Source organism: Moritella sp. 5 (assembly GCF_018219455.1).
Classification (GTDB): domain Bacteria; phylum Pseudomonadota; class Gammaproteobacteria; order Enterobacterales; family Moritellaceae; genus Moritella.
Map to the genome: position 1 here is coordinate 2,894,338 of NZ_CP056122.1, position 21,140 is coordinate 2,915,477.

A 21,140-nucleotide genomic window follows, 5' to 3' on the forward strand; every position below is an offset into this window, starting at 1 on the left:
ATATTTTTCTTCTGGTTATAGCTATTGAGAGTAAATTCCCCGCAATTGCTCTAAATTGAATTTCAGCCCCCCTAATTGACATATAACAAATACAAGACACCTTACACATGCTAACAAGCAACACTAAAAAGAAACCCTTGAATTACAAAAACTTAAATAAAATTACAAAGAATTACAATTAACAACAGTTACTTAACGTTAATTACAATTACACCCAGAACTTAACACTACTTTAACGACTTGCCTCTATGTACCTATAATTGAGCAGTGTAAAATAACTCTACTTTTAAATAGTATACAAGGTGAATCATGATTAAAATCAGCAGGATATCTAAAGTCCTACTTACTACTGTAGGATTATTATCTATATCAACACATGCGTTTTCCACTGAAATCAACATACATAAAAATAACAATACCGAGACCTATGGCGTTGGTAATAAGCAACAGGATGTATACAAAACTTGGTATGATTCTGCCTTAGCTAAAAAAGATATCGAAAAAGAGGAGTCACGCCGGTCTGCAGCTATCGAGGGAGAGGAAGAAAAAGAGGCATTGCTAGAGCTAATATACTTATATTTTGATAGAAAGCCCTCCAACTATGCTGTCGCTCATGCAAATTCAAAACTAGAGTTAAAGATCGCCAAAATAATAAAGAAGGAAAAATTAGATGCACACACTTACGGCATCGATTGGGATGATTGGGTCGTTCCTGCTGAATTTTGGTTAATAGCCATTGAAGAAGTTGAAGAAGGGATAGATATACTAACAGAATATGACGAGCCAGGAATAGATGGAATGATCCTCATTTTTAATAACTATATACTCGTTTTACAGCAATTAGCGAATACACCCCACACTATTGGCCAGGCAAAAACACAGTTTAATGAATTTTGGTTAGAACAATTTCGCTATATTGAAGAGGATTATGTCAATGATTACGTTGAATTACACCAGCCTAGTTATGACGTAGAATGGGAAAAACAAAAAGAAATAATTGAAGCGGAAAAAGTAAAGATCAGCGAACTTTATAATAGCTTTAAGGACTATGGGATTGATGTAGAGTACAAGGTCGGTGTTTTCGGTTTAGACGACATGGAATCAGCTGGCTTATTTGCTAATAACAGACAGCAGATAGAAATTAACACTAAATTAAGAGCGACATATTTAAATTCAGAGACTAATGAAACCGAACTGCTAGACATTACTGTCAATGATTATAAAGAAGGCTTCTCTTTTTATGAAGAGAGTTCAGGAAATTATATAAATCATGACTGGAAACAGACCGATAATATTTATAATAATGATACTAATAAATGGCATGCGACAGTAAATAGAGGCAAGTATGTTGGACACTTACCTACTAATATTTGCAATAGTGGGACAAATGTACCTGAATATCACTCCGGTGGTTTTACTGAACAAGAAAGTGCCAAGGCATCCTTTTACATAAGTACAAATGCAACTCCATCATCACAGCAAATGTGTACGTCATTAAATTTAACACTGTCAAATTACTATGATCTACCTATCATTTATGATAGCTGTAAAACAAAAGAACAAAAATTCCCTGTTACTGCGTTCAAACCCGTTACTTATGACAATGATGACATTAAGATGAGTAGCTCAAATACCACATATTATGCGCAAATAAACTACACATTTACGGATAGAAATAGTAAGCCCTTTATGGATTACGACATTGTTGAATACAGTGATGCGATGTTTCCATCCGAACATAGCGATCAGCAAGGACATCGATTTATTCGTACTCACTACCTGAATAACCCTACTACTCAACCAAATTCAGTATACGCTTCTCTTTATCGAGGTGGCGCAAAAACCAATCTAGCAGGTCTTAAGCATAAGAACTGCCCTCTGCCACTAGAAGAATTACCACTACCAAATGGTATAGTCGCAAGTTTGTACCTTGTTGGTAATACGCCACTATGTGAGGATGATAATAGATGGCCCCTCTATAACTATCCTAGTCATGAGCATCCACTAGCGATAAAACTAATAGATAAGTATGGTAATAAATCAGAAACAATGACGATTCACTTAGACGTATTTATGAATGATAATTTTATCGTTCTCAGAGATAAATTGCGCTTTACGATGAACGGAAAAGACTTAGAGCAATAGAATAGATGTGAATATTACATTGACTTATATCAATATACTTATCAATACATTGTTGACATGGATAAAAATCTAGTCGGAGTTACAGATGAAAATTAAATTACTAAGTAAGTATGCACTACTAATAATACCCTCGTTTGCTATTTTTTCTGGCCAGGCTACGGAAAGTGATTGGCATATCGGAAATGGTATAACATTCCAATGGACCGAATTATCAGATACAGGAAGTAATGCTGAAATATATGCTAATGGCCGTATGCAAGCGAAAGCAATACTAAAATTTGATGTCCTTGACAAAGATAATAATATTATTTCCAAGCCATTCTCACACGAGCAATTACAAGAAAAAATAACAATATATAATTGGAATAACGACCAACCTTTAAATTATGTAAATACTGTCGGGAAATTCACTGAGAATGAAGGGTTGTCTTATACATTCCAAGAAAACCCCCACTACTTAAGAGATAAGAAACAACAATGTGCACTTTCTTTAATGGAAAATAACCACAATGAAAACTCTATCTCTCAGGACATCTATATTCAATACAGTGAGCCTAATATTGACAAAATAACGCATAAAATATGCGCATCAATTAACCTTAATGGCAAGGATTATGATACTTGTGCCGTATCATCACCAGATCCGATTAGGCTAACAACTGTCCAGCCCAAAGCTTATTCTGCAACAAATGTTACTATGAACCGAAGTACCATTTATGCTGCTTCTTGGCTGGATGGATTCCAACGTTATAGAGAATCATACAATTGGGAGTTTTTCACTACAAATAGTGATGATAACTACCCCTTCCTGTATATGGAAAAGAAAAGTAGCAATAGAGGAAGAGTCGATCTTGGTTCAAAAAGTGGTCAAGGTGATATTCTTTTCTGGAGATCAGACAATGTGGCGGCGTGGGTCGGGAGTATGAACGTTGACTTTGCCGTATTGTGGGATCCAAGCACATCTGTGCTAGTTCACAATGATGATATAGGTAGTACGCGTTTACAAGGTATACCAAGAGGTATACCTGTTAACCAAAAACCACTAGGTATTACATCATTTTATAGTAATTGGGACGCCCCAACGTGGTGTCAAATAGGCCAATCTAATATAGCGAATCTTTGTAAGAAAGGTGGAGATAGTTACATTCTAGATACCTATAAATTCTATCTATATGACAAGTATGGTAACAAATCACAATCGTTACAATTATATTTTAATAATAAGGTTAGCCTGGTACTGCAAAACGCTCCCTTATCTTAGAGTAAATCAACCTCAGTATTTACAGTAACGAGTACCTAGCCAGCTTCTTTATAATTTATCGTAAAGGGGCTGGTAGCAAATGAAGAGGTAAATATCATTTACGCTGATCAATTCTAACTCAACGCTATACTTGGACATAAAAATGGCAACAATACTTAGCTGTTCAACAATTGTCCGCGAATTAAAGACTTGTTATTTTTACAAACATCATAACATCTATAACACGCTATATTAACTGTCTATTCGTTTAGCAAAAACGTATAATGCCGCCATTACTCCTAATACAATGAGAACCCCATGAAAGAGACAAATCCAATATTGACGAAATTCTTTGCTGATGTAAAACCTAGCCAACAAGTTTGGGGTTTACAGGACAAGTCAGGTGAAGATTGGGTTGTTTGTGATTCAGTTAATTTTGAAAACACAGATGCAATGCCGCTTTGGTCTACTCAAGCATTAGCGCAAGAACATTGCTGTGATGAATGGAAAGCGTTTAAACCAACCGCTATCTCGGTAGCTGATCTACTTGAATTTTGGATTGAAGATCTAAACGAAGATAACGTGATTGTTGGTCTTAACTGGGTATCAGAAGGCGAGTGTGCAGAACTTGAACTAGCAGAATTCACACAGTCAGTTGTGGATATCGAAGCGCTTTAATTCTTCGTATTTATACGTAATACATGAAAGTGCTTATCTGATACCAGTTAAGCACTTATTCCGTTAACCTCCCGCACGTTATCTGTATTAAACTAACGAAAACATCGACCAATCACAGAGCATATCGAGTGTTGTCTCAATTTCGGGTGTCGTCTTCCAAAGCACGCCAACCGCTATTATCATGCCTAACGCCAATAACTTGCTGTTCAAATAGACTAGCTTCAACGCCGTACCAAATGAACGCTTTATCTTAATATTCCGTAAGTCAACACTGTACATTTCATCTAACACTAAATGTATAAAGCCACCCAGAAATACAAAACCACCAGACAACCAAGCAAGACTATCCGCCTTATCAGAATCGATACCATCGATATTCGCAATGACCTGAGTCGTGATGAGTCCACATAAAACTAAAAACAATAACGAGTGACAGCTTCCTCTATGCACGGTTAAGCGTTCAAAAATCGTCCTGAGCCCGTACTTCATGACCCCATAAGTCACCACAGGTATCGCGATAACTTCCACGAAACTCAACTCACCAAAATACGTACTCGTCATGTAACGCATAATGATCAAAATAACAGCAAACGCAAAGATGTTGAATATGGTATCAAGAGAGGTCGAATTATCCGAATCAATATCTGGTAACAATCCACCAATCGTCCCTAAGAACCAAAGCCAAATCGCAGTATTAAGTTCTATGTGGCCAGCCGCAACCAAGCTTGCAGAAGAAACACCTGTTAATAGGGCTGCAACGTTGAGGTGTGTATTAAAATTTGCCATTTTCATCTTTCATAATAGAGTTTAATCCTGTCATTATATGATAGATAACAATAAATTAATCATATATTGGAACAAATTTATTAATGAACGTATTGCCGTTAGAGCTAAACACCTACGCAAGCTTCAAGACACATAAAACCCTATGATCAGAAATTCAATCTAAAACCTCTATCCAAATTAGCCGTTTAGTTATGCTAGATATAGCACTCGACACAACTATAACCTAAGGGGTAGAATTAGCTTTAATTATTCAACCTTAGACGAGTAAAAGATGAAAGTATTTGATTGTTGTGAGCGTATGAAAACGCTTTATTTGCTGAATGATGTTGCTGGAAATAATAATTTCCCTGACGCTGTTCGCGGACAAGCCGCATTTGCAGCTGAAAATCTACTGATTTCAGATTTTGAAGATGCTTAATTAGGAATATCTCATGGAAAATATAATGTTAACTGTTGGTATTCCGATTATACTTGCTTGGGTGATGTTTTGTGTCGGTCTTTCTTTACAGGTGGCGGATTTTAAACACGCGGTTAATTTCCCGGGCAAGATCATAGCAGGGTTGCTTGCTCAACTCGTTGGTCTGCCGATTATCGCTTTCTTGTTAATACAGTGTTTTTCCTTACCACAACCTGTTGCTGCTGGCTTATGGTTATTAGCACTCGCCCCTGGTGGCGCTTCATCAAATGCTATCACTCATCTTTGTCGTGGTGACAGCGCGTTGTCAATTAGCATGACAGCATTTAGTAGTTTGATAGTGCCTTTCAGTATTCCTGTATTATTGCCTATTGTCATGCCTGATACTGTGTTGAATATGCCGCTTAAGACTGCAGTATTACAACTTATGGCCGTAACTATTCTGCCTGTTGTGCTGGCAATGCTGATAAAGCATTATTTTAGCTCGCAAATAATGCAGAGGTTTTATGCTATCGCAGAGCGTTCATCGCTTTGGGCGTTATGTTTGATGGTTGCAATCACAGTTATCGCCAACGGTAACAAGATGACTGAACTATTTAGTATAGCGGCATTGGCAGTATTGGTACTGTGCTTATTAGCCATGTTACTCGGTATTTTAACCGCGAAAATTATTCATGGTGACAAACAACTAAGTAAAACCTTTGCTATCGAAGTTGGTATACAAAATGCGGGAACAGCTATTTTTGTAGCGGTCGTTTTATTGCAAAAGCCTGAATTAGCGTTAACACCGTTATTGTATGGCGTGCTGATGAATATCCCAGCAGCGTTGCTAGTCTTCATGAGTAAAAATTCGCATGTAAATCAGCGACAAGCGAACTGACTTAACTCATTAATTATTTCTCTGTGCAACAAAAGCCGTTAACGGTTGCTTGATTAACGGCTTTTAGTTTTTCTAAACTACAACATTATTATATCGCTAGCATCAAAGATAAACGACATTGGGTGAATCTACGCTTTATTTAAAACAAACTTTTCAATTGCTAAAGCAACGCCATCATTATCATTACTCGCTGTAATATGATTCGCAATAGCTTTAATATCATCACTCGCATTATCCATTGCCACACCTAAACCAGCGTATACCAGCATTTGTTTATCGTTGCCTGCATCACCCATACAGATCACTTCATCCGCATTAATACCAAATTGGTCAGCAATGGCTTTAACACCTATGCCTTTGTGACTGTCCGTATGTAGAAACTCTAAAAAGAAAGGGGCGCTTTGCAAGATGTTATATTGCTGATAAATCTCTGCTGGTAGCTGAGCGATAGCCGCAGACAGTTTCTCTGGCTCATCAATCATCATAACTTTTAGTATTTCTTCATCATCACTCAAGGTACTAAAGTCCACTTCAGTGATCGTCAAGCCATTAATTTTAGCTTCATGGTCTGTATAGTAATTATGCTTAGGCGTAATCAGGCCATGCTTTAATGAGAATGCATGCACATAAACACCCAACTTAGTCGCTAAACTCGCCAGGCTTTTCGCGTCGGCACCAGTCACCGTTTGACTACGTAACAGTTTCTTACCTGCCACTTGATATACCAAGGTACCATTATAGCACGCAACATAATCATCATTGCCTATCATACCCAGTTCTTCTAGCGCCCAGGTCATCCCCTCTAACGGTCTACCCGAAGCAAGAACAACACGTGTGCCCTGCGCTATTGCAGCAAGGATCGCCTGCTTATTACGCGGTGAAATAGCACCTTGAGAATTAAGTAAAGTACCATCCATATCTAGCGCGACTAATTTATACATACAACCTCAAGAAATTACAACGAACAACATTGTAGTTATATTACAACAAAGGGATGGTAGAATCAGAGTGAAAGATCAAATAGCCCTGACGCATCACACTTTTATGTAATAAACACACACAAAAAAGCGGTGATATCGAGTTAACCCAATACCACCGCTTTATATTCAAATCATGTCAAAAAGACCGACTTAGCTCAATAACACCGAACTATTTCATCAAGCTGTATCAACGAGCTACATCGAAATTGCGAACACAACACCTAGAATAACAACCGCACCCAGTAATAGCAGTGGGTTAAACTTGCGTAATTGTTTTGCTTTCGCTTTAATTTCTTTACGATTTACACGCTGAAACTGCCCTGCTACGGCTGTAATATTAGTATCAATGATTGCTACAGACTCATCACATTGCGCGTCGTTATTACACGGAACATCTTCTGTAACTAATGCAAAGTCACCGCTAAATGAATACATAGTGAAATCTTCACCACCTTCAGAGAAGGTCTTCTTTTCCACATTTGTATTTAAAATAGCATTACAACCAATATCTGCCGCCAACTGTTTAATATGGCTACGACCTTCGTTTTGATCTTTAAAAAAACGTGTGCTCAGTGTATGTCTTGCAACAACATGCCCGTATCTTGGTTGATTGCTTTTTGCAGTGAAAAAAGCAACTAACTGTTTTTTAAAGTTAACATCCGGTACGTGTACTTGTTTTGCGGCAAGGCCTTTTGGTGTTTCTGTTGGTTCAAACTCAACAACAACATCCTTCACCAATTTAGATTCATTGGCTTTATCGAGCAAGCTCGACACATGTAAGAAATAACTCTCGCCATCATCGCCACAAATAAAACCAAACTTCTTTGCAGAAATGTACGATATAATTTTTCCTTTCACTTAACTTAGCTCCTTCAGCATTGCTCTAGACCCTATTAGGCCATATCTTTAATTGTTTTTTTAACTTTCTTTAATGCCATTTTCTTTTTCAATGGCGATAGATAATCAATAAAAAGCGTACCTTTAAGATGATCAATCTCGTGTTGCATTGCAATCGCTAAAAAGCCATCGTCATTAATTTCAATTGCGTTGCCTTCACGATCCAAGGCGGTTACTTTCACTTTTGTATAACGATCAACATCAGCGTAGTAGCCAGGAATAGATAAACACCCTTCTTGACCTGATTCGATGTTTTCACCTTCAACAACAACTGGGTTGATTAACACCATAGGTTCATCACGACCCTCTGAAATATCAATAACAACAACCGCTTCTTTACGACCAACTTGCGTTGAAGCAAGGCCAATACCGTCATCTGTTTCATACATCGTATCAAGCATGTCATCAATTAATGTTTGAACTGTACTTACATCTGTTACTTTTTCAGCGGGTATCTCTAGTTTTTTGTTTGGTGCCGTAAGAATAGTTAATACTGCCATATGCCTTTGAATCCCAGTTTTGTTAATTTATTACAAACGTGCGTATTTTAAGCGCCGCATTATAGCGCATAATAGGGCTTGGTTTCTAGTTGATAAATTGCGATAACCGAGAGATATTTGAAACTTATGTATATTTATTCCCTGAAGAAGGCAAATTAATGTCCCGTAAGCTGTTTTTTGGTCGTAAAAAAGGATTAGTCATCATCTCGATGATTAATCCTTTTAGCGCATAATTAATTTAAATAGCTGTTACATTGGTGGCACAAGGCCCTTTTTGCCCGCTACCCACTTCAAATTCAACTTTCTGGCCATCCTCTAATGTGGCATAACCAGATGTTTGAATTTCGGAATGATGCACAAACAGGTCATTACCGCCTTCGTCAGGGGTGATAAATCCAAACCCTTTGTCAGCATTAAACCACTTAACCGTACCTCGACTCATAACGTATGTTTCCTCAGCAGACTTTATGTCTGAATTAAGCTTAGTTGAGGCGAACTTTTTGTCCAGTTTAGTTGTTACACCACCTCCTTACTAATGACGAAAGCGAACATTGATTATGCGATCCGCTATACTTCATTCTAATTAACCATAGCGTTGATATTGAGCTATGTGAAGTTTTTGATTGAGTTGATATACGTGAACCATTAAAATTACGGCGTTTTATCACTTAGCCTGCAAAAGGAACTCGCAAAATGGAAAAGAGCATTTTTCAGTTTATCTGGAAATATTCAAAAAAAAATCAGTTGGCTCTAACCGCTATTACGCTTCTGACCTTCCCCATTCTGTACATTTCGCTGGAGTTACCTAAACGCATTATCAACGATGCGATTGGGGGAACTGGGGAAGACGTTTCTTTACTCGGTATTACATTGAGTCAGATCCAGTTTTTGATGGTGCTTTGTGCTGGTTTTCTATTAGCTGTATTGGCTAATGGCTTATTGAAGATGCGTCTAAACACCATGAAAGGTGTGTTGTCGGAGCGTTTACTACGTCGATTTCGCTTTCAACTTGTCACCCGCATGTTGAAATTTCCGCGCTCGTATTTCCGCACCACAAGCCAAGGTGAATTGGTTTCGATGGTGACATCTGAAGCTGAGCCGATGGGCTCATTTATGGGCGATATGCTGTCACAGCCAGTGTTTCAGGCTGGGCAGATGTTGACAATTTTGACGTTTCTATTTGCCCAGAGCTTCTGGTTTGGGGTCGCGTCCATCTCACTTATCCCGTTGCAGGCATGGATCATCCCCAAATTACAGCGTCAGATTAATTTGCTGAATAAAGCGAGAATACAAGAAATTCGCAAATTAGCTGCTGATATTGGCGAAACTGCGGCAGGAGTCAGTGATATTCGTATGAATGGCGGGATGCGTCACAGACTGTCATTGTTTTCGAATCGTTTGGGAAACCTGTTCGGCATTCGTTTCCAGATCTACCAAAAGAAGTTCTTCATGAAGTTCCTGAACAACTTCATCAATCAATTAACACCCTTCTTTTTCTATTCTGTTGGTGGGTATTTAGCGATCAAAGGAGAGATAACTGTCGGAGCCTTGGTTGCAGCGCTCGCAGCCTACAAAGATCTGTCGTCACCTTGGAAAGAGTTACTGACTTATTACAACCAAACCCAAGATATGGCACTGCGTTGGGAAGTCGTAATCGAACGCTTCGCGCCAAATACACTGGTGAAAGATGCTTTATTTGATGGCGACCCTGATACGCTTACCAGCCTTAAAGGTAACATCGAATTCAAGAGTGTGACCGTGCGCGATAAAGATGGGCATGCAATACTGGAAGATATTAGCTTAACCATACCACAAGGCGCACGCGTTGCAATTCATACAAATAATGAAGCTTCGGCACTCGCGTTTGCAGATGTATTAACGCGCGAAGTTATTCCACAAAGAGGCTCTGTGCAGATTGCCGGGCATGAGATGAATGATTTGCATCAAACTGTTGTCGCTAATCGCATAGGATATGCCAGTTCCAAACCTTATATTTTTCAAGGGACACTCGGTGAAAACCTATTCATGCCATTTAATTTAGAGCCTGTCCTTGGCGCAGACATTTCGGTTGATGTGGCGAGTTGGCAACAAGAGTCTGCCCGCGCAGGTAACAGTGTTGATCCATTTGAATCGGACTGGATATCCCCCCAAATGGCAGGGTTTCAATCGTGTGATGAGATCAAAGACTGGTGGTTCCAGTTAGTTGAAGCAATGGGTACCGATGATATAATGGTGCGTAGGGGTTTACGATCACGCCTTGATCCAGACACTCAACAAGAACTGATAGAAGCGATTGTGCGGTTACGCCCCGAAATAGCGAAACGGCTAGAAAAAGCGGGAGTGGATGATATTGTGCATGCCTTTCATCCAGAGAAATTCAATCCGGTATCTCCCTTGGGTAGCAACTTGCTTTATGCTGTTCCTACAAAAATGCTGACACAAGTAACCTTGTCACAAGAGGATAATTTCGTACAGATGTTGCAAGACGAAGGGATTGCAGAATATCTTGCACAAATGTCTGCCAATCTAATCGAAGGGCTGACAGAAACATTTGGCACAGATGGTACCGATCATCCCTTGTTTCGTCGTTTAAATATGGATGAAGATCTTTATCACCAGCTTAGAGTGATCGTAGCAAAAAGACGCTTAATAGGCCAAAGCGAGTTGCCACACGACGATTTTGCATTGATGCTGACAGTTCCCTTTGCGTTTTCTTCCGAGCAGATAGGACCCGCTTTCACTGATTCGTTCAAAGCGCGGATTTTGCAAATTCGGATGAAAAACGCGGCGGATATGGTAGCAAAGTTAGATGGCTTATTTAAACCGATTGACCCACAACAATATTTTCCTGTTATGTCGGTGCTTGGCAATGCGATTTTCGGACGTATTTCAAATTTGGCAGGTGCCCGTGAGAAGTTGATTGAAGATACTGTTGTTGAAGTCCTAAAGGAACATGGCCTACGACGGTTGGTCGCGCAATCCTTATATGATGTAGCGACGACCCAGGGAGGGGAAAACCTGCCAGCAGTGTTCAGGGAACGCCTAGCATTCAGTCGTGCAGGGATCAAGAAACCTGACATTCTGATCCTTCGAGATGCATTGGCTAGCCATGATGGTGATGCCCGCGCTTTGACACGCGAACGTATTAATGAATTGATGCCTAGCACCACCCAAATTTTCATTGAAAACAAGTTCCATAGCCCAGAAAGTTATGATTTGTTCGTCGAAATTGTGGATGGGCGCATCGATGGTATTGCGCGTCAAGATGATCTTCAAGATGAAGATACGCGTCAGGATTTGAACCGCAAATTACGTGTGGTCGCGCAGGCAGACTTATTTGCAGGGCTTGATCGAAAACAACAACGCCTACTCGCATTTAGTGCGCAATGGCACAAAGTAAAAGCAGGAACCGTAATTTTTAAAGCGGGTCAAGAAGCGGATGCTTCCTATTTGTGTGTTAAGGGTTCATCTGGATTATACTGGCCAGAAAGTCAGGGCGAGAAACACTTGATATCAGAAATTTTACCTGGGCGATTGATCGGAGATTTAGCGCTCATCAATAACGAGCCACGTCTATTAGACTTAATTGCAATAGAAGACAGTGTATTTCTACGAATTGGTGCCGCCGAATTACGGGCTGTGATCGAAAATGACGCAATGGTAGCGACAAGCTTGCTGCACTCAGTAGCCGGACATCTGTCGGAAACGGCGACAAAACTACGGGCTATGCGAGCATTTGCTGCTGAACGTGGTGTCGATTTAACTGAATTCGATGACATGAAGAAATAGAAATATACACAGGCGAGACAAGATAAACCTGACTGTCTTTTGACAAATAGCGACTGCTTGCATCATTCTATTTAAGGCCCTTAGTTAAAGGGTCAACTAAAAAGCATTCTTTTGTGCCTCATACTGTTTTGTTTCACGCGCTTTTTTTTGCTTTTCTTGTTCAGTCATCATCGCTTGGTAATTTTTAGGATAAGTAAAAGAAAGATAAGTTGTTGTGTTAGGCCAACCTCGTGCCACTTTTAATTCAATACCATCTTCTAAGTTCCACTTATACGTCACATCACCTAACGCAGCACGACCATTTGAATAATCTGGTTCACCATATTTATTTACAACAAGGTCACGAATATGAGTCACTTGCTTTGAATCCATGTTACTTGGAAATGTATATGCTGCTTTAGCAAAATAATCATCGACCGTGTAGTCTATTCTTAATTCACTCGATCCCTTAAGCAAGTTTTTGGTGTAGTAGGTATCAACCCATTTACGTTTATCTTCGCTCTTAACGTTAGCTCCAGCCAGTTTAACTGCAGCCATTAAAGTATCACGATTAGTACATTTTACGAATACGCCAAAAAGCTTAGTTTTGTTATTTGCTTTGCAATCCAATTGCTTTTTTAATGTCAGATATTTTTTCTTTGACCAACTTGTATTTGATTTCTTATACAAAGTTAATGCCTGCTTTTCATTTTTATTTACACCTCGTCCATTCTCATACATAAACCCAAGATTACCTTGTGCATATGCACTCCCCTGTTCTGCTGCTTTTCGATACCAGAAAACAGCTTGCTTATCATCTTTAACTACACCTCGTCCATTCGCATACATAAACCCAAGATTACCTTGTGCATATATATTTCCTTGCTCTGCTGCTTTCAGATACCAAATAACAGCTTGTTTATCATCTTTAGCTACACCTATCCCCTCGTCATACATAAATCCAAGATTAAATTGTGCATTTGAATCGCCCTGTTCCGCTGCTTTGCTATACCAGATAGCAGCTTGCTTATCATCTCTGGCGACACCTAATCCATTGGCATACATAAACCCAAGATTACCTTGTGCATATACATCTCCTTGTTCTGCTGCTTTTTTTAAAAGAGGGATCGCTTCAATGTAATTATCTTTAATGTCATTATCTTTATTGTATGCAGGAATCCCATTGAATAAATCATGATTAGCGGCAAGGGAGAATGAGAGTATCGTTAAAAATAAAAACGGGATAATTTTAAATAACATGTTATTTATCCATTATTAAATTAAGCGGTTGATTGAAAAAATCACCATAAAGTATAAATATATTTATATTTATATTTATATTTATAGCTAATCTTCTCTTTTTATCCCTCAAAACGACATGTATTTAGTAAAACCTGTGTTAATGATCGCTTTTTTCTTGATAAAAACCTAGGTTACCAACAATAATCACGTTCACCCCCCCCTGTCACGCCAACGTCTGCATTTGCCGTGAGCATCAACAACGGCATTAGCAATCGCTTGAGCTAATACCGATGCATTACATTAGATACACAATTAATGAATTACTAATTAACAAGGGATTACAAAGATTGTAATTTAACCACTTAATATCAGCAGCTTTGGTCATCCCTTTTAGAGCTGAGTATAAATCAATGTTAACCGGGTGAATTCACCATCTAGACCATCGTCGTTACGCTCGATGGTTTCACCATAGCTAAGTTTCAGACCAAGAGATTTCGAAAATTGAAGCCCTAGGGTAGCAGCCATATTTAAGGATCGTTGTGTGTTATCGTTAGATCTGCCATCAGTTTTAGTCTCGCCACCGTAAGAATAAACGCCATCAATTGATAACCATAAGCCAGGATTGAAATTGTGTGTGATATGGCTTTCCAATTTGAATAAGGGTTTTTGCTTTATGGTGTCCGCATTAAAAGCATCATCGTTATCACCAAAGAAGGTTATGCTGGGAAGAAAATCGATCGTTGTAAGCTGTGGGTCCAAGAAGCTCTCACCAAACCCGAAAGTAATGAGGCTACCTAACTGCAGAGAATAACGGTTACTGCCTAAGTTAGCGGACTGTTCCTCGTCGTACTCGCCGGTGGGTAAGGTCAGTCTAGCGAGACCTCCTAAGGCAAAGGATGGCTTATACTGACTGTAATTCTCAAGCGTTAGTGGAGGTAAATTGTAGAGGCCTGCAGTGAATAGCAATTTATTTTTGTGATCTATAATACCACGCCAAAATACCCCAAAAGTAATCATATGTAAGAGCATTTGATAAATTTTAACTGAGTAATCACCCTACCACTTCAGTTCAATAATATTGTTGTATTTTTAAACGTATCAGTAACAACTTATTTAATTTTAGTTGTTGATTACAAAATAAAAGTCAGCCTACAATAGAGCTAACTTTAATTAATTTGATACTTGTGATATGAAAAAAAACACCTGGTTGCCAGTTGCTTCACACCCAGAACTCTTAGTTGGGCAATATATAGTGCCTAACTTTGTTTCTAATTCTGTGGCTATTCAAGTTAATGATAATGAATTTATTCTAGTCAGCCCTGGAGCATCTCTGCTAGAGAATTGGCCGAAAGAGTGGCGCAAACCTGATACAAAAATACATATTATCATGCCTAATGCTTGGCACTTTATGGGCGTATCTGCGTGGCAAGCCGCCTTTCATAATCATACGCTATACGCCAGTGAATTAGCGAAAGCTAAACTCATTGCGAAAAAAGCATTCTCAGAAAATCAGGATATTGTTGCTTTACAGCAAAAACAACCACCGTTACCAGAATGTTACCAACTTTTATTTCCACCTGGACACCGCGCTGGTGATGTTTGGTTAAAAAAACAAACCTCAGATGATACGAGTACTTGGATCACTTGTGACAGTTTCTTAAATTATGAACGACTCTCTAATCAGCCTATTGCCCGTACTTTACAAAAAATATTAGGCGCGGCACCAGGGTTGAAGATGAGTCAGGTTGTTAAATGGTTAATTATTAATAATAAGCAAGCTTTTAAAACATGGTCTTTAAATCAATTGGAGCAAGATAATCCCACGACACTCATCCCTTCACATGGTGAATTGACGCAAGATGATCAGTTAAAAGATATAATTAAAAGTGTGATTACATCTAGCCTATAAAACATAGCAACGATAGCTAACTTAAGTAAATAACTTAGATAACGGGTACTCGCATGATAGTCGTCGCAAGAAACAGTTGCGCGACTATCGCTTATAATCGCACAGACAACTTACGTTATGAATCCCTTGTCATCAATGAGCAAAGATCTCTTGCGGCATTTTTGGGGGATGTTGCATGACAAATCGCAGATACTAACGCAACACCATCCACATTTGTGGCGATAATAGCATCAAGATTGGCAGCATTAATACCTCCTATCGCCACAATAGGGAAAGAACTTTGAGCAACTGCCTTAGCCAGTCCTTCAATGCCCCATTCTTTCTTAATATTGGTTTTTGTTGGCGTAGCAAAAATTGCACTCAAGCCTAAGTAGTCCACAGGCAATGACTCTGCTTCAATAAGTTGTTGTTCATTTTCAATCGACAGACCAAGTAATTTAGTTTTACCTATCAATCGACGCGCTGTTGCTGCTGGCATATCCGATTGGCCAAGGTGTACGCCATCAGCATCAATAGCCAACGCAACATCGACTCTATCGTTAATGATCAATGGCACGCCTGTCCCTTGCAAGATAGCCTTCACTGCCTGCGCTCTTTCGATAAAACGGCGCACATCCCCCTGCTTTTCTCGTATTTGTACCATGCTCACGCCACCAGCAACGGCTTCATTAACCACATAAGTCAATGTAGCAAGATCTTGTTTATCATCAGTAACTAAATATAAACGGTATGGATTCATGTTGTCTCACGATAATTTCAAGCGTTGAATCAGTGTATCTTCATCCAATTGATACAAGGCATCCAATAAATTAAGTTGTAAGCTACCAGGACCTTTTGATTGTTCTGCGGCAATTTCACCGACCACACCGAAGATCGCGGTAGCCGCTAATCCAGTTTCTTCGCCTACCGCGGCAAAGGCACCGGTAAGCGCGCTCAATGAACAACCCATACCGGTGACATACGGCATCATTGCATGGCCATTTTGCAACTGAACTTGCCCCTCTGCTGTGATCACAAAATCAATCGCACCAGAAATAACAACACTGCACTGATAAGTGTTAACCAAATAACGCGCAGCACCAATCGCCGTATCGCTGCTATCCAGCGCATCAACGCCTTTGTTCTGGCCTTTTTCGCCAGCCAGCGCGATGATTTCAGACGCATTACCACGAATGATTAACTTATTCGCGGCTTGCGCTATTTGACGTGATGTTTCGGTTCGCAATGCACTAGCACCGCATCCGACAGGATCAAGTACCACCACCTTGTTATTTATATTTGCCTGCTCAACCGCAAACACCATACGCGGTGTCCACTGGCTATCTAAAGTGCCAATATTGATAACGAGCGCACCAGCAAAAGACATCATTTCAGCCATTTCTTCACGGGAATGCGCCATGATTGGCGACGCACCAATCGCAAGCAATACATTTGCGGTATTATTCATCACCACATAGTTAGTAATATTCACCACCAGTGGTTTTTGCTCACGCAGTGCATTTAACGCGGTCACAATCATATTGATATTTAAACCTAATGGTTGATTCATGCTTTGCCCTCAGAGATGATGTCTAATCCTTGCTGCCAAAAAGCAATTTCCATTCGTGTCGCGGTTCTAAATACTGTGATCAAGTCTCGCCCACGCTGACTGTGCAAATCAATTTCAGCTAATAACACATCGATGTGTTCCATACCTCGAAGGGCCCCTTGCTGAAATTCATCACCACTATAGAGTGTGATCCAGTCTTTAAATTGATTGTCTTCCAGCTTGGTATTTTCATCTGCAATAAGGTTGCGTCCTATTTCTGCATAACCAAAAGAACAAGGCGCTAACGCTACGTATAAATCAACAATATCTCCTTTCATACCGGCATCCAGTACATAGCGTGTATAGGCGACAGTACCAAAATCTTCGTCTTCCGCTTCCAAGTCAGATTCAGTCATACCCCAGTGACTACAATAGCTCACGTGGTGGCTAATTTCTGAACTCAGTAATCCATTCACACTAGGCAGTGCTTGACGCATATCAGCTAACGTGTTCGCTTTGTAAATAGCCAACGCATAAGCGCGCGCATACTGTTTTAGAAACAAAAAATCTTGCTTTAGGTAATGCAAGTAACATGGTTGTGCTAACGTGCCTTTTGCCAATTGTTGAACAAAAGTATGTTTGGTGTATGCATCCCAATCTTGACGACAGGCATTGATTAAATCTTGATGATTCATATAACAACTCATTAATTTATTTTTATTGATTAAAAAAAAGAATTACAACCGATTACAGCACAGGTACATAATCTTTTGCTTTCGGTAAAGACTTGATGATATTTTGCGAATACATGAATTGAGCATAATCATCATAACGCTTCAGATCGATCGCTGAAGGACGCATAGCAAAACGTGTCAAAGTATCGTTCCAAGCGCGTTTATTAAGCTCATTATTTAATGTGTCTGGTGCGTACGCCGCAAACTCTTTCCACGCTTGCTGCGGATGATTAACAATATAAGTCGTCGCTTGCTCTATGGCCTTATTAAATCCAGTAATCGCTGCTTTGTCATAGGTATTTGCATTCGCAACAAAGATCAGCTCGTCATAGGCTGGTACACCGTGCTCTTCAGGGAAAAATGCCTTTGCTTTAAAACCTTCAAGGGCAAGTTGATTCCCTTCAAAGTTACGAAATCCACCCCAGATTGCATCAACCCGACCAGATGCCAGTGAAGAAGAAAGCGCCCACCCTACATTAATAATTTTAACATCGTCATAGCTCACGCCACCTGTTTTCAGCATAGTCCCTATCGTTGCTTCTTCATTACCGGAAAACGCTATACCAATTGTTTTACCCTTAAAATCAGACAAGTCATTGATCTTTTTATTGTCTAATACCATCAAGGTATTTAAAGGTGTCGCAATCAAGGTTCCCGACCGGATCAATGGTAAACCAGCAGCGACATTAATCGTCAAATTAGGCTGATAAGAGATCGCTAAATCGACCTTCTTCGCTGCAACCAGTTTTGGTGGCATACTTGGATCAGCAGGCTCTTGAATGTCAACATTAAGACCTTGAGCTTTAAAATAACCACGCTCTTTCGCAATAACGACAGGGCCATGGTTCGGATTCACGAACCAATCCAGCATCAGGGTCAGCTTTTTCGTTTCTGCATGAGCAAAGTCAGGTAACAGAGTCGCAGTAAGCGCCAAAGCACTAAAAATAATATTTTTTTTCATTAAACATCCTTAAATTCCGATCAAACTTCCCAAGGGATCAGTTTTTTTAACAATTTATCTGCCACAAAATAAAGCGTGATAGACAAGGCTGACAATATAAATAACGCGGCAAACATTTCATCTATCATCATGCGTGCATTTGCCTGCAACATAAGATAACCCAAGCCTTCACTTGACCCGACCCATTCTCCCGCTACTGCACCAATTGGCGCAATAACGACCGCCACACGGATCCCCGAAGCAAGCGTTGGTAAAGCCGCTGGAAATTGAATATGACGCAACATTTGCCACTTGGTCGCGCCCATTGTTTTTGCCAGATCAAGATAACCAACGGGAGTATTTCGTAAACCGTCGTAACAACAGGTGGTAACAGGAAAAAAGATGATCAACGCCGCCATCACGATTTTGGATGAGATACCGTAACCTAACCACAACATCAATATCGGTGCGATAGCGAACACGGGAATGGCTTGGCTGGCAATCAAAATAGGCAATAACCAACGTTTAACTGGATTGAACAGCAGCATTTGTAGTGCGAATAACAACCCCATCGTTAAACCGAACAGTAAACCAAGTACGATCTCTTGCGCGGTGACCCAACCGTGTTTAAGTAAGACAGTGTGTCTTTGAAGCAATCTTTCGAATACATCCACAGGGCTGGGTAAAATGAATGAGGGCATCTCAAAGATAATCACGACAGCTTGCCACAAGCCGATAATCACCGCAGCGCTAATCACCATGCGAACCAGTGGGTTAACTACACGTGGTTTACTTTTCACCTTGCATGGTATTAAATCTGCTTGGACTGTATTAACTTGGATTGCGTCTACCTGATTTAAATCACTCATAATCTTGATCCAAGCGAGCCATAATGGTGCGCTGAAGTTCAGCACACTCTGCATCAAAATCACGAGGCGTCACTGAGGCGGGAACGAGCAACGATTCTGCATAAGCAGGCTTTCCTTGCATAATATAAAGTCGGTTTGCTAAGCGAATAGCTTCTTGTGGATCGTGGGTGATAAATACCACCGTTTTATTTTGCAGTAATTGGTAAGCAAGGTTTTGCAGGCGATAGCGTGTTACTGCATCTAACGCAGAGAATGGTTCATCCATTAATACGATGGGTTTGTCTTGCATGAGCGTTCTCGCCAGCGCCACGCGCTGACGCATGCCTCCGGATAGTTGCTGCGGCAAGTAATTTGATTTATCCGCCAGCCCCACTTTTTGTAATAACGAGTGCGCTTTATCAAACTGAATGTGTGTTTTCTTTGTTTGATAATCCGCACCGCCAAATTGAGTGCTTAACATAACGTTATCTAACACCGACAACCAAGGCATCAACAGATCTTGCTGCGCCATATAAGCAATATTATCCTTGATGTCACATTGAGGTTGCGTGGAGAGTTCACCAGCCCAATCCACTTTATCGTCAAGCAAGTTAGCAAGGTAGCGCAGTAAAGAGCTTTTACCACAACCACTTCGCCCCAAAATACATGTCCACTGCCCTGCGGGAATATGCATATCAAGTCCAGCTACAGTCACTTCAGTACTGTCGTGATAACGCAGGTAGCCACCTGATATATCGATACTGACAGCATTTTTGTTGGCAGATATAGCCAATGTATTAGCAGACATTAGCGTGACCACTGAAGAAATGATTTACCGGTCCATGACCTTTACCTATCTCTAATTCATCGGCATGCGCAATGGCCTGTGAGATATACTGTTTACCCAGTTGCACAGCCCGCAACAGATCATGACCTTGTGCCAGATAGGATGCGATAGCCGAAGATAACGTGCAACCAGTGCCATGAGTATTACGCGTGTTGATACGTTTTGCTGTTAAGTGGTGGACATCTTCGGGGAAAATGAGCAGATCGTTACTGTTTTCATCTTGTTCTAAGTGACCACCTTTGAGTAGTACTGTTTTTGCACCCAGTTGCCGAAGGCCAGTGATCATGGTGATCATGTCTGCTTCGCTGCTCGGTATTTCACTACCAATAAGCGCAGCACCTTCAGGTAAGTTTGGCGTAATGATATCGGCAAGCGGCAGTAATTCCGCTTTGAGCGTGCTGATCGCAGATTCTTGTATCAATAAGTCGCCACTGGTCGCGACCATGACGGGATCGACAACTAGAAATGCAGGTTGATACTGTTTTATTTTGGCCGCGACTATTTTGATGATGTCATCATCGGCCAGCATACCGACTTTAACTGCAACGATATTCAGATCAGTAAAAACAGCATCAAGTTGTTTTTCGACATGTTCAAGGGGTATTGGGAAAATGGCTGACACGCCGAGGGTATTTTGAGCAGTAATTGCGGTGATCACTGAGCAGGCATAACTGCCCGTTGCAGACATCGCTTTAATGTCGGCTTGAATACCAGCGCCGCCACCACTATCGGAGCCCGCGATCGTGAGTACGATAGGTGTAAATGAAACTTGGTTTTTATTTATTGCGGTAATGTTTGACATA

At 40.3% G+C, this 21,140-nt stretch carries 21 protein-coding genes; 7 read left to right on the forward strand and 14 right to left on the reverse strand.

The window, feature by feature from the left end:
- Positions 1-309: 309 nt before the first annotated feature.
- From HWV01_RS12865 to HWV01_RS12875, 3 genes are all read left to right on the forward strand, one after another.
- Complete coding sequence (locus HWV01_RS12865) at positions 310-2,145, forward strand: hypothetical protein (protein ID WP_211671930.1); 1,836 nt, start codon at positions 310-312, stop codon at positions 2,143-2,145.
- An 85-nt stretch (positions 2,146-2,230) separates the two neighbouring features.
- Positions 2,231-3,406, forward strand: a complete 1,176-nt coding sequence (locus HWV01_RS12870; protein ID WP_211671931.1) for a hypothetical protein — start codon at positions 2,231-2,233, stop codon at positions 3,404-3,406.
- A 297-nt stretch (positions 3,407-3,703) separates the two neighbouring features.
- On the forward strand, positions 3,704-4,063 hold the full coding sequence (locus HWV01_RS12875) for a DUF2750 domain-containing protein (RefSeq protein ID WP_211671932.1): 360 nt from the start codon (positions 3,704-3,706) through the stop codon (positions 4,061-4,063).
- 87 nt (positions 4,064-4,150) lie between these two features.
- On the opposite strand, the gene HWV01_RS12880 is transcribed toward HWV01_RS12875, so the two are convergent.
- Positions 4,151-4,849, reverse strand: a complete 699-nt coding sequence (locus HWV01_RS12880) for a metal-dependent hydrolase (protein ID WP_211671933.1) — start codon at positions 4,847-4,849, stop codon at positions 4,151-4,153.
- A 271-nt stretch (positions 4,850-5,120) separates the two neighbouring features.
- Between HWV01_RS12880 and HWV01_RS12885 the strand changes: the two genes are divergently transcribed.
- Both HWV01_RS12885 and HWV01_RS12890 read left to right on the forward strand, forming a co-directional pair.
- Positions 5,121-5,267: a YaeP family protein gene (locus HWV01_RS12885; RefSeq protein WP_211671934.1), complete on the forward strand. Its 147-nt coding sequence runs from the start codon at positions 5,121-5,123 to the stop codon at positions 5,265-5,267.
- 13 nt (positions 5,268-5,280) lie between these two features.
- Entirely contained in the window at positions 5,281-6,144 is an 864-nt protein-coding gene (locus tag HWV01_RS12890) for a bile acid:sodium symporter family protein (protein ID WP_211671935.1), read from the forward strand.
- A 128-nt stretch (positions 6,145-6,272) separates the two neighbouring features.
- Here HWV01_RS12890 and HWV01_RS12895 read toward each other — a convergent pair whose 3' ends face one another.
- The 4 genes from HWV01_RS12895 to HWV01_RS12910 all read right to left on the reverse strand — a co-directional run bounded on the left by HWV01_RS12895 (position 6,273) and on the right by HWV01_RS12910 (position 8,963).
- Positions 6,273-7,085 carry a Cof-type HAD-IIB family hydrolase gene (locus HWV01_RS12895; protein ID WP_211671936.1) on the reverse strand — a complete coding sequence of 271 codons (813 nt, stop codon included), beginning with the start codon at positions 7,083-7,085 and terminating at the stop codon, positions 6,273-6,275.
- A gap of 234 nt (positions 7,086-7,319) precedes the next feature.
- Positions 7,320-7,982, reverse strand: coding sequence for a cold-shock protein (locus tag HWV01_RS12900; RefSeq protein ID WP_211671937.1), 663 nt, complete (start codon positions 7,980-7,982; stop codon positions 7,320-7,322).
- A gap of 35 nt (positions 7,983-8,017) precedes the next feature.
- A complete protein-coding gene (def, locus tag HWV01_RS12905; protein ID WP_211671938.1) occupies positions 8,018-8,521 on the reverse strand; it encodes a peptide deformylase in 504 nt (167 codons plus the stop codon).
- A 238-nt stretch (positions 8,522-8,759) separates the two neighbouring features.
- Positions 8,760-8,963 carry a cold-shock protein gene (locus HWV01_RS12910; protein WP_006033612.1) on the reverse strand — a complete coding sequence of 68 codons (204 nt, stop codon included), beginning with the start codon at positions 8,961-8,963 and terminating at the stop codon, positions 8,760-8,762.
- Between the two features lie 251 nt (positions 8,964-9,214).
- On the opposite strand from HWV01_RS12910, the gene HWV01_RS12915 reads away from it, so the two are divergent.
- The gene (locus HWV01_RS12915; RefSeq protein WP_211671939.1) at positions 9,215-12,310 is read left to right on the forward strand and encodes an ABC transporter transmembrane domain-containing protein; all 3,096 of its coding nucleotides are present in this window, start codon (positions 9,215-9,217) and stop codon (positions 12,308-12,310) included.
- 96 nt (positions 12,311-12,406) lie between these two features.
- Here HWV01_RS12915 and HWV01_RS12920 read toward each other — a convergent pair whose 3' ends face one another.
- Positions 12,407-13,549 (reverse strand): tetratricopeptide repeat protein, encoded by a 1,143-nt coding sequence (locus HWV01_RS12920; RefSeq protein WP_211671940.1) that lies wholly within the window; start codon positions 13,547-13,549, stop codon positions 12,407-12,409.
- A gap of 372 nt (positions 13,550-13,921) precedes the next feature.
- On the reverse strand, positions 13,922-14,560 hold the full coding sequence (locus HWV01_RS12925) for a transporter (RefSeq protein ID WP_211671941.1): 639 nt from the start codon (positions 14,558-14,560) through the stop codon (positions 13,922-13,924).
- A gap of 160 nt (positions 14,561-14,720) precedes the next feature.
- Between HWV01_RS12925 and HWV01_RS12930 the strand changes: the two genes are divergently transcribed.
- Entirely contained in the window at positions 14,721-15,440 is a 720-nt protein-coding gene (locus HWV01_RS12930; protein WP_211671942.1) for a hypothetical protein, read from the forward strand.
- 115 nt (positions 15,441-15,555) lie between these two features.
- Here HWV01_RS12930 and thiE read toward each other — a convergent pair whose 3' ends face one another.
- The 7 genes from thiE to thiD are packed head-to-tail and all read right to left on the reverse strand — an operon-like array spanning position 15,556 to position 21,139.
- Positions 15,556-16,179 carry a thiamine phosphate synthase gene (gene thiE, locus HWV01_RS12935; protein ID WP_211671943.1) on the reverse strand — a complete coding sequence of 208 codons (624 nt, stop codon included), beginning with the start codon at positions 16,177-16,179 and terminating at the stop codon, positions 15,556-15,558.
- Between the two features lie 6 nt (positions 16,180-16,185).
- Positions 16,186-16,989 (reverse strand): hydroxyethylthiazole kinase, encoded by an 804-nt coding sequence (gene thiM, locus HWV01_RS12940; RefSeq protein ID WP_211671944.1) that lies wholly within the window; start codon positions 16,987-16,989, stop codon positions 16,186-16,188.
- Positions 16,986-17,663, reverse strand: coding sequence for a thiaminase II (gene tenA, locus HWV01_RS12945; RefSeq protein WP_211671945.1), 678 nt, complete (start codon positions 17,661-17,663; stop codon positions 16,986-16,988). The genes thiM and tenA overlap by 4 nt, the downstream gene beginning before the upstream one ends.
- Before the next feature lie 52 nt (positions 17,664-17,715).
- Positions 17,716-18,663, reverse strand: a complete 948-nt coding sequence (locus HWV01_RS12950) for an ABC transporter substrate-binding protein (RefSeq protein WP_211671946.1) — start codon at positions 18,661-18,663, stop codon at positions 17,716-17,718.
- A gap of 20 nt (positions 18,664-18,683) precedes the next feature.
- Positions 18,684-19,511 carry an ABC transporter permease gene (locus tag HWV01_RS12955; RefSeq protein WP_211671947.1) on the reverse strand — a complete coding sequence of 276 codons (828 nt, stop codon included), beginning with the start codon at positions 19,509-19,511 and terminating at the stop codon, positions 18,684-18,686.
- Entirely contained in the window at positions 19,504-20,298 is a 795-nt protein-coding gene (locus tag HWV01_RS12960; protein WP_211671948.1) for an ABC transporter ATP-binding protein, read from the reverse strand. Before HWV01_RS12960 ends, HWV01_RS12955 begins: the two co-directional genes overlap by 8 nt.
- Positions 20,288-21,139 carry a bifunctional hydroxymethylpyrimidine kinase/phosphomethylpyrimidine kinase gene (gene thiD / locus HWV01_RS12965; protein WP_211671949.1) on the reverse strand — a complete coding sequence of 284 codons (852 nt, stop codon included), beginning with the start codon at positions 21,137-21,139 and terminating at the stop codon, positions 20,288-20,290. Before thiD ends, HWV01_RS12960 begins: the two co-directional genes overlap by 11 nt.
- Position 21,140: the final 1 nt, after the last annotated feature.

Excerpts from the sequence above, each read along its gene's own strand:
- thiD (WP_211671949.1), bottom strand. The coding sequence starts at position 21,139 with ATGTCAAACATTACCGCAATAAATAAAAACCAAGTTTCATTTACACCT.
- HWV01_RS12925 (WP_211671941.1), bottom strand. The coding sequence starts at position 14,560 with ATGCTCTTACATATGATTACTTTTGGGGTATTTTGGCGTGGTATTATA.
- HWV01_RS12910 (WP_006033612.1), bottom strand. The coding sequence starts at position 8,963 with ATGAGTCGAGGTACGGTTAAGTGGTTTAATGCTGACAAAGGGTTTGGA.
- thiE (WP_211671943.1), bottom strand. The coding sequence starts at position 16,179 with ATGAATCCATACCGTTTATATTTAGTTACTGATGATAAACAAGATCTT.
- HWV01_RS12930 (WP_211671942.1), top strand. The coding sequence starts at position 14,721 with ATGAAAAAAAACACCTGGTTGCCAGTTGCTTCACACCCAGAACTCTTA.
- HWV01_RS12865 (WP_211671930.1), top strand. The coding sequence starts at position 310 with ATGATTAAAATCAGCAGGATATCTAAAGTCCTACTTACTACTGTAGGA.
- HWV01_RS12915 (WP_211671939.1), top strand. The coding sequence starts at position 9,215 with ATGGAAAAGAGCATTTTTCAGTTTATCTGGAAATATTCAAAAAAAAAT.
- HWV01_RS12870 (WP_211671931.1), top strand. The coding sequence starts at position 2,231 with ATGAAAATTAAATTACTAAGTAAGTATGCACTACTAATAATACCCTCG.
- tenA (WP_211671945.1), bottom strand. The coding sequence starts at position 17,663 with ATGAATCATCAAGATTTAATCAATGCCTGTCGTCAAGATTGGGATGCA.
- def (WP_211671938.1), bottom strand. The coding sequence starts at position 8,521 with ATGGCAGTATTAACTATTCTTACGGCACCAAACAAAAAACTAGAGATA.
- HWV01_RS12960 (WP_211671948.1), bottom strand. The coding sequence starts at position 20,298 with ATGTCTGCTAATACATTGGCTATATCTGCCAACAAAAATGCTGTCAGT.
- HWV01_RS12880 (WP_211671933.1), bottom strand. The coding sequence starts at position 4,849 with ATGGCAAATTTTAATACACACCTCAACGTTGCAGCCCTATTAACAGGT.
- HWV01_RS12895 (WP_211671936.1), bottom strand. The coding sequence starts at position 7,085 with ATGTATAAATTAGTCGCGCTAGATATGGATGGTACTTTACTTAATTCT.
- HWV01_RS12885 (WP_211671934.1), top strand. The coding sequence starts at position 5,121 with ATGAAAGTATTTGATTGTTGTGAGCGTATGAAAACGCTTTATTTGCTG.
- HWV01_RS12890 (WP_211671935.1), top strand. The coding sequence starts at position 5,281 with ATGGAAAATATAATGTTAACTGTTGGTATTCCGATTATACTTGCTTGG.
- HWV01_RS12875 (WP_211671932.1), top strand. The coding sequence starts at position 3,704 with ATGAAAGAGACAAATCCAATATTGACGAAATTCTTTGCTGATGTAAAA.
- HWV01_RS12950 (WP_211671946.1), bottom strand. The coding sequence starts at position 18,663 with ATGAAAAAAAATATTATTTTTAGTGCTTTGGCGCTTACTGCGACTCTG.
- thiM (WP_211671944.1), bottom strand. The coding sequence starts at position 16,989 with ATGAATCAACCATTAGGTTTAAATATCAATATGATTGTGACCGCGTTA.
- HWV01_RS12920 (WP_211671940.1), bottom strand. The coding sequence starts at position 13,549 with ATGTTATTTAAAATTATCCCGTTTTTATTTTTAACGATACTCTCATTC.
- HWV01_RS12955 (WP_211671947.1), bottom strand. The coding sequence starts at position 19,511 with ATGAGTGATTTAAATCAGGTAGACGCAATCCAAGTTAATACAGTCCAA.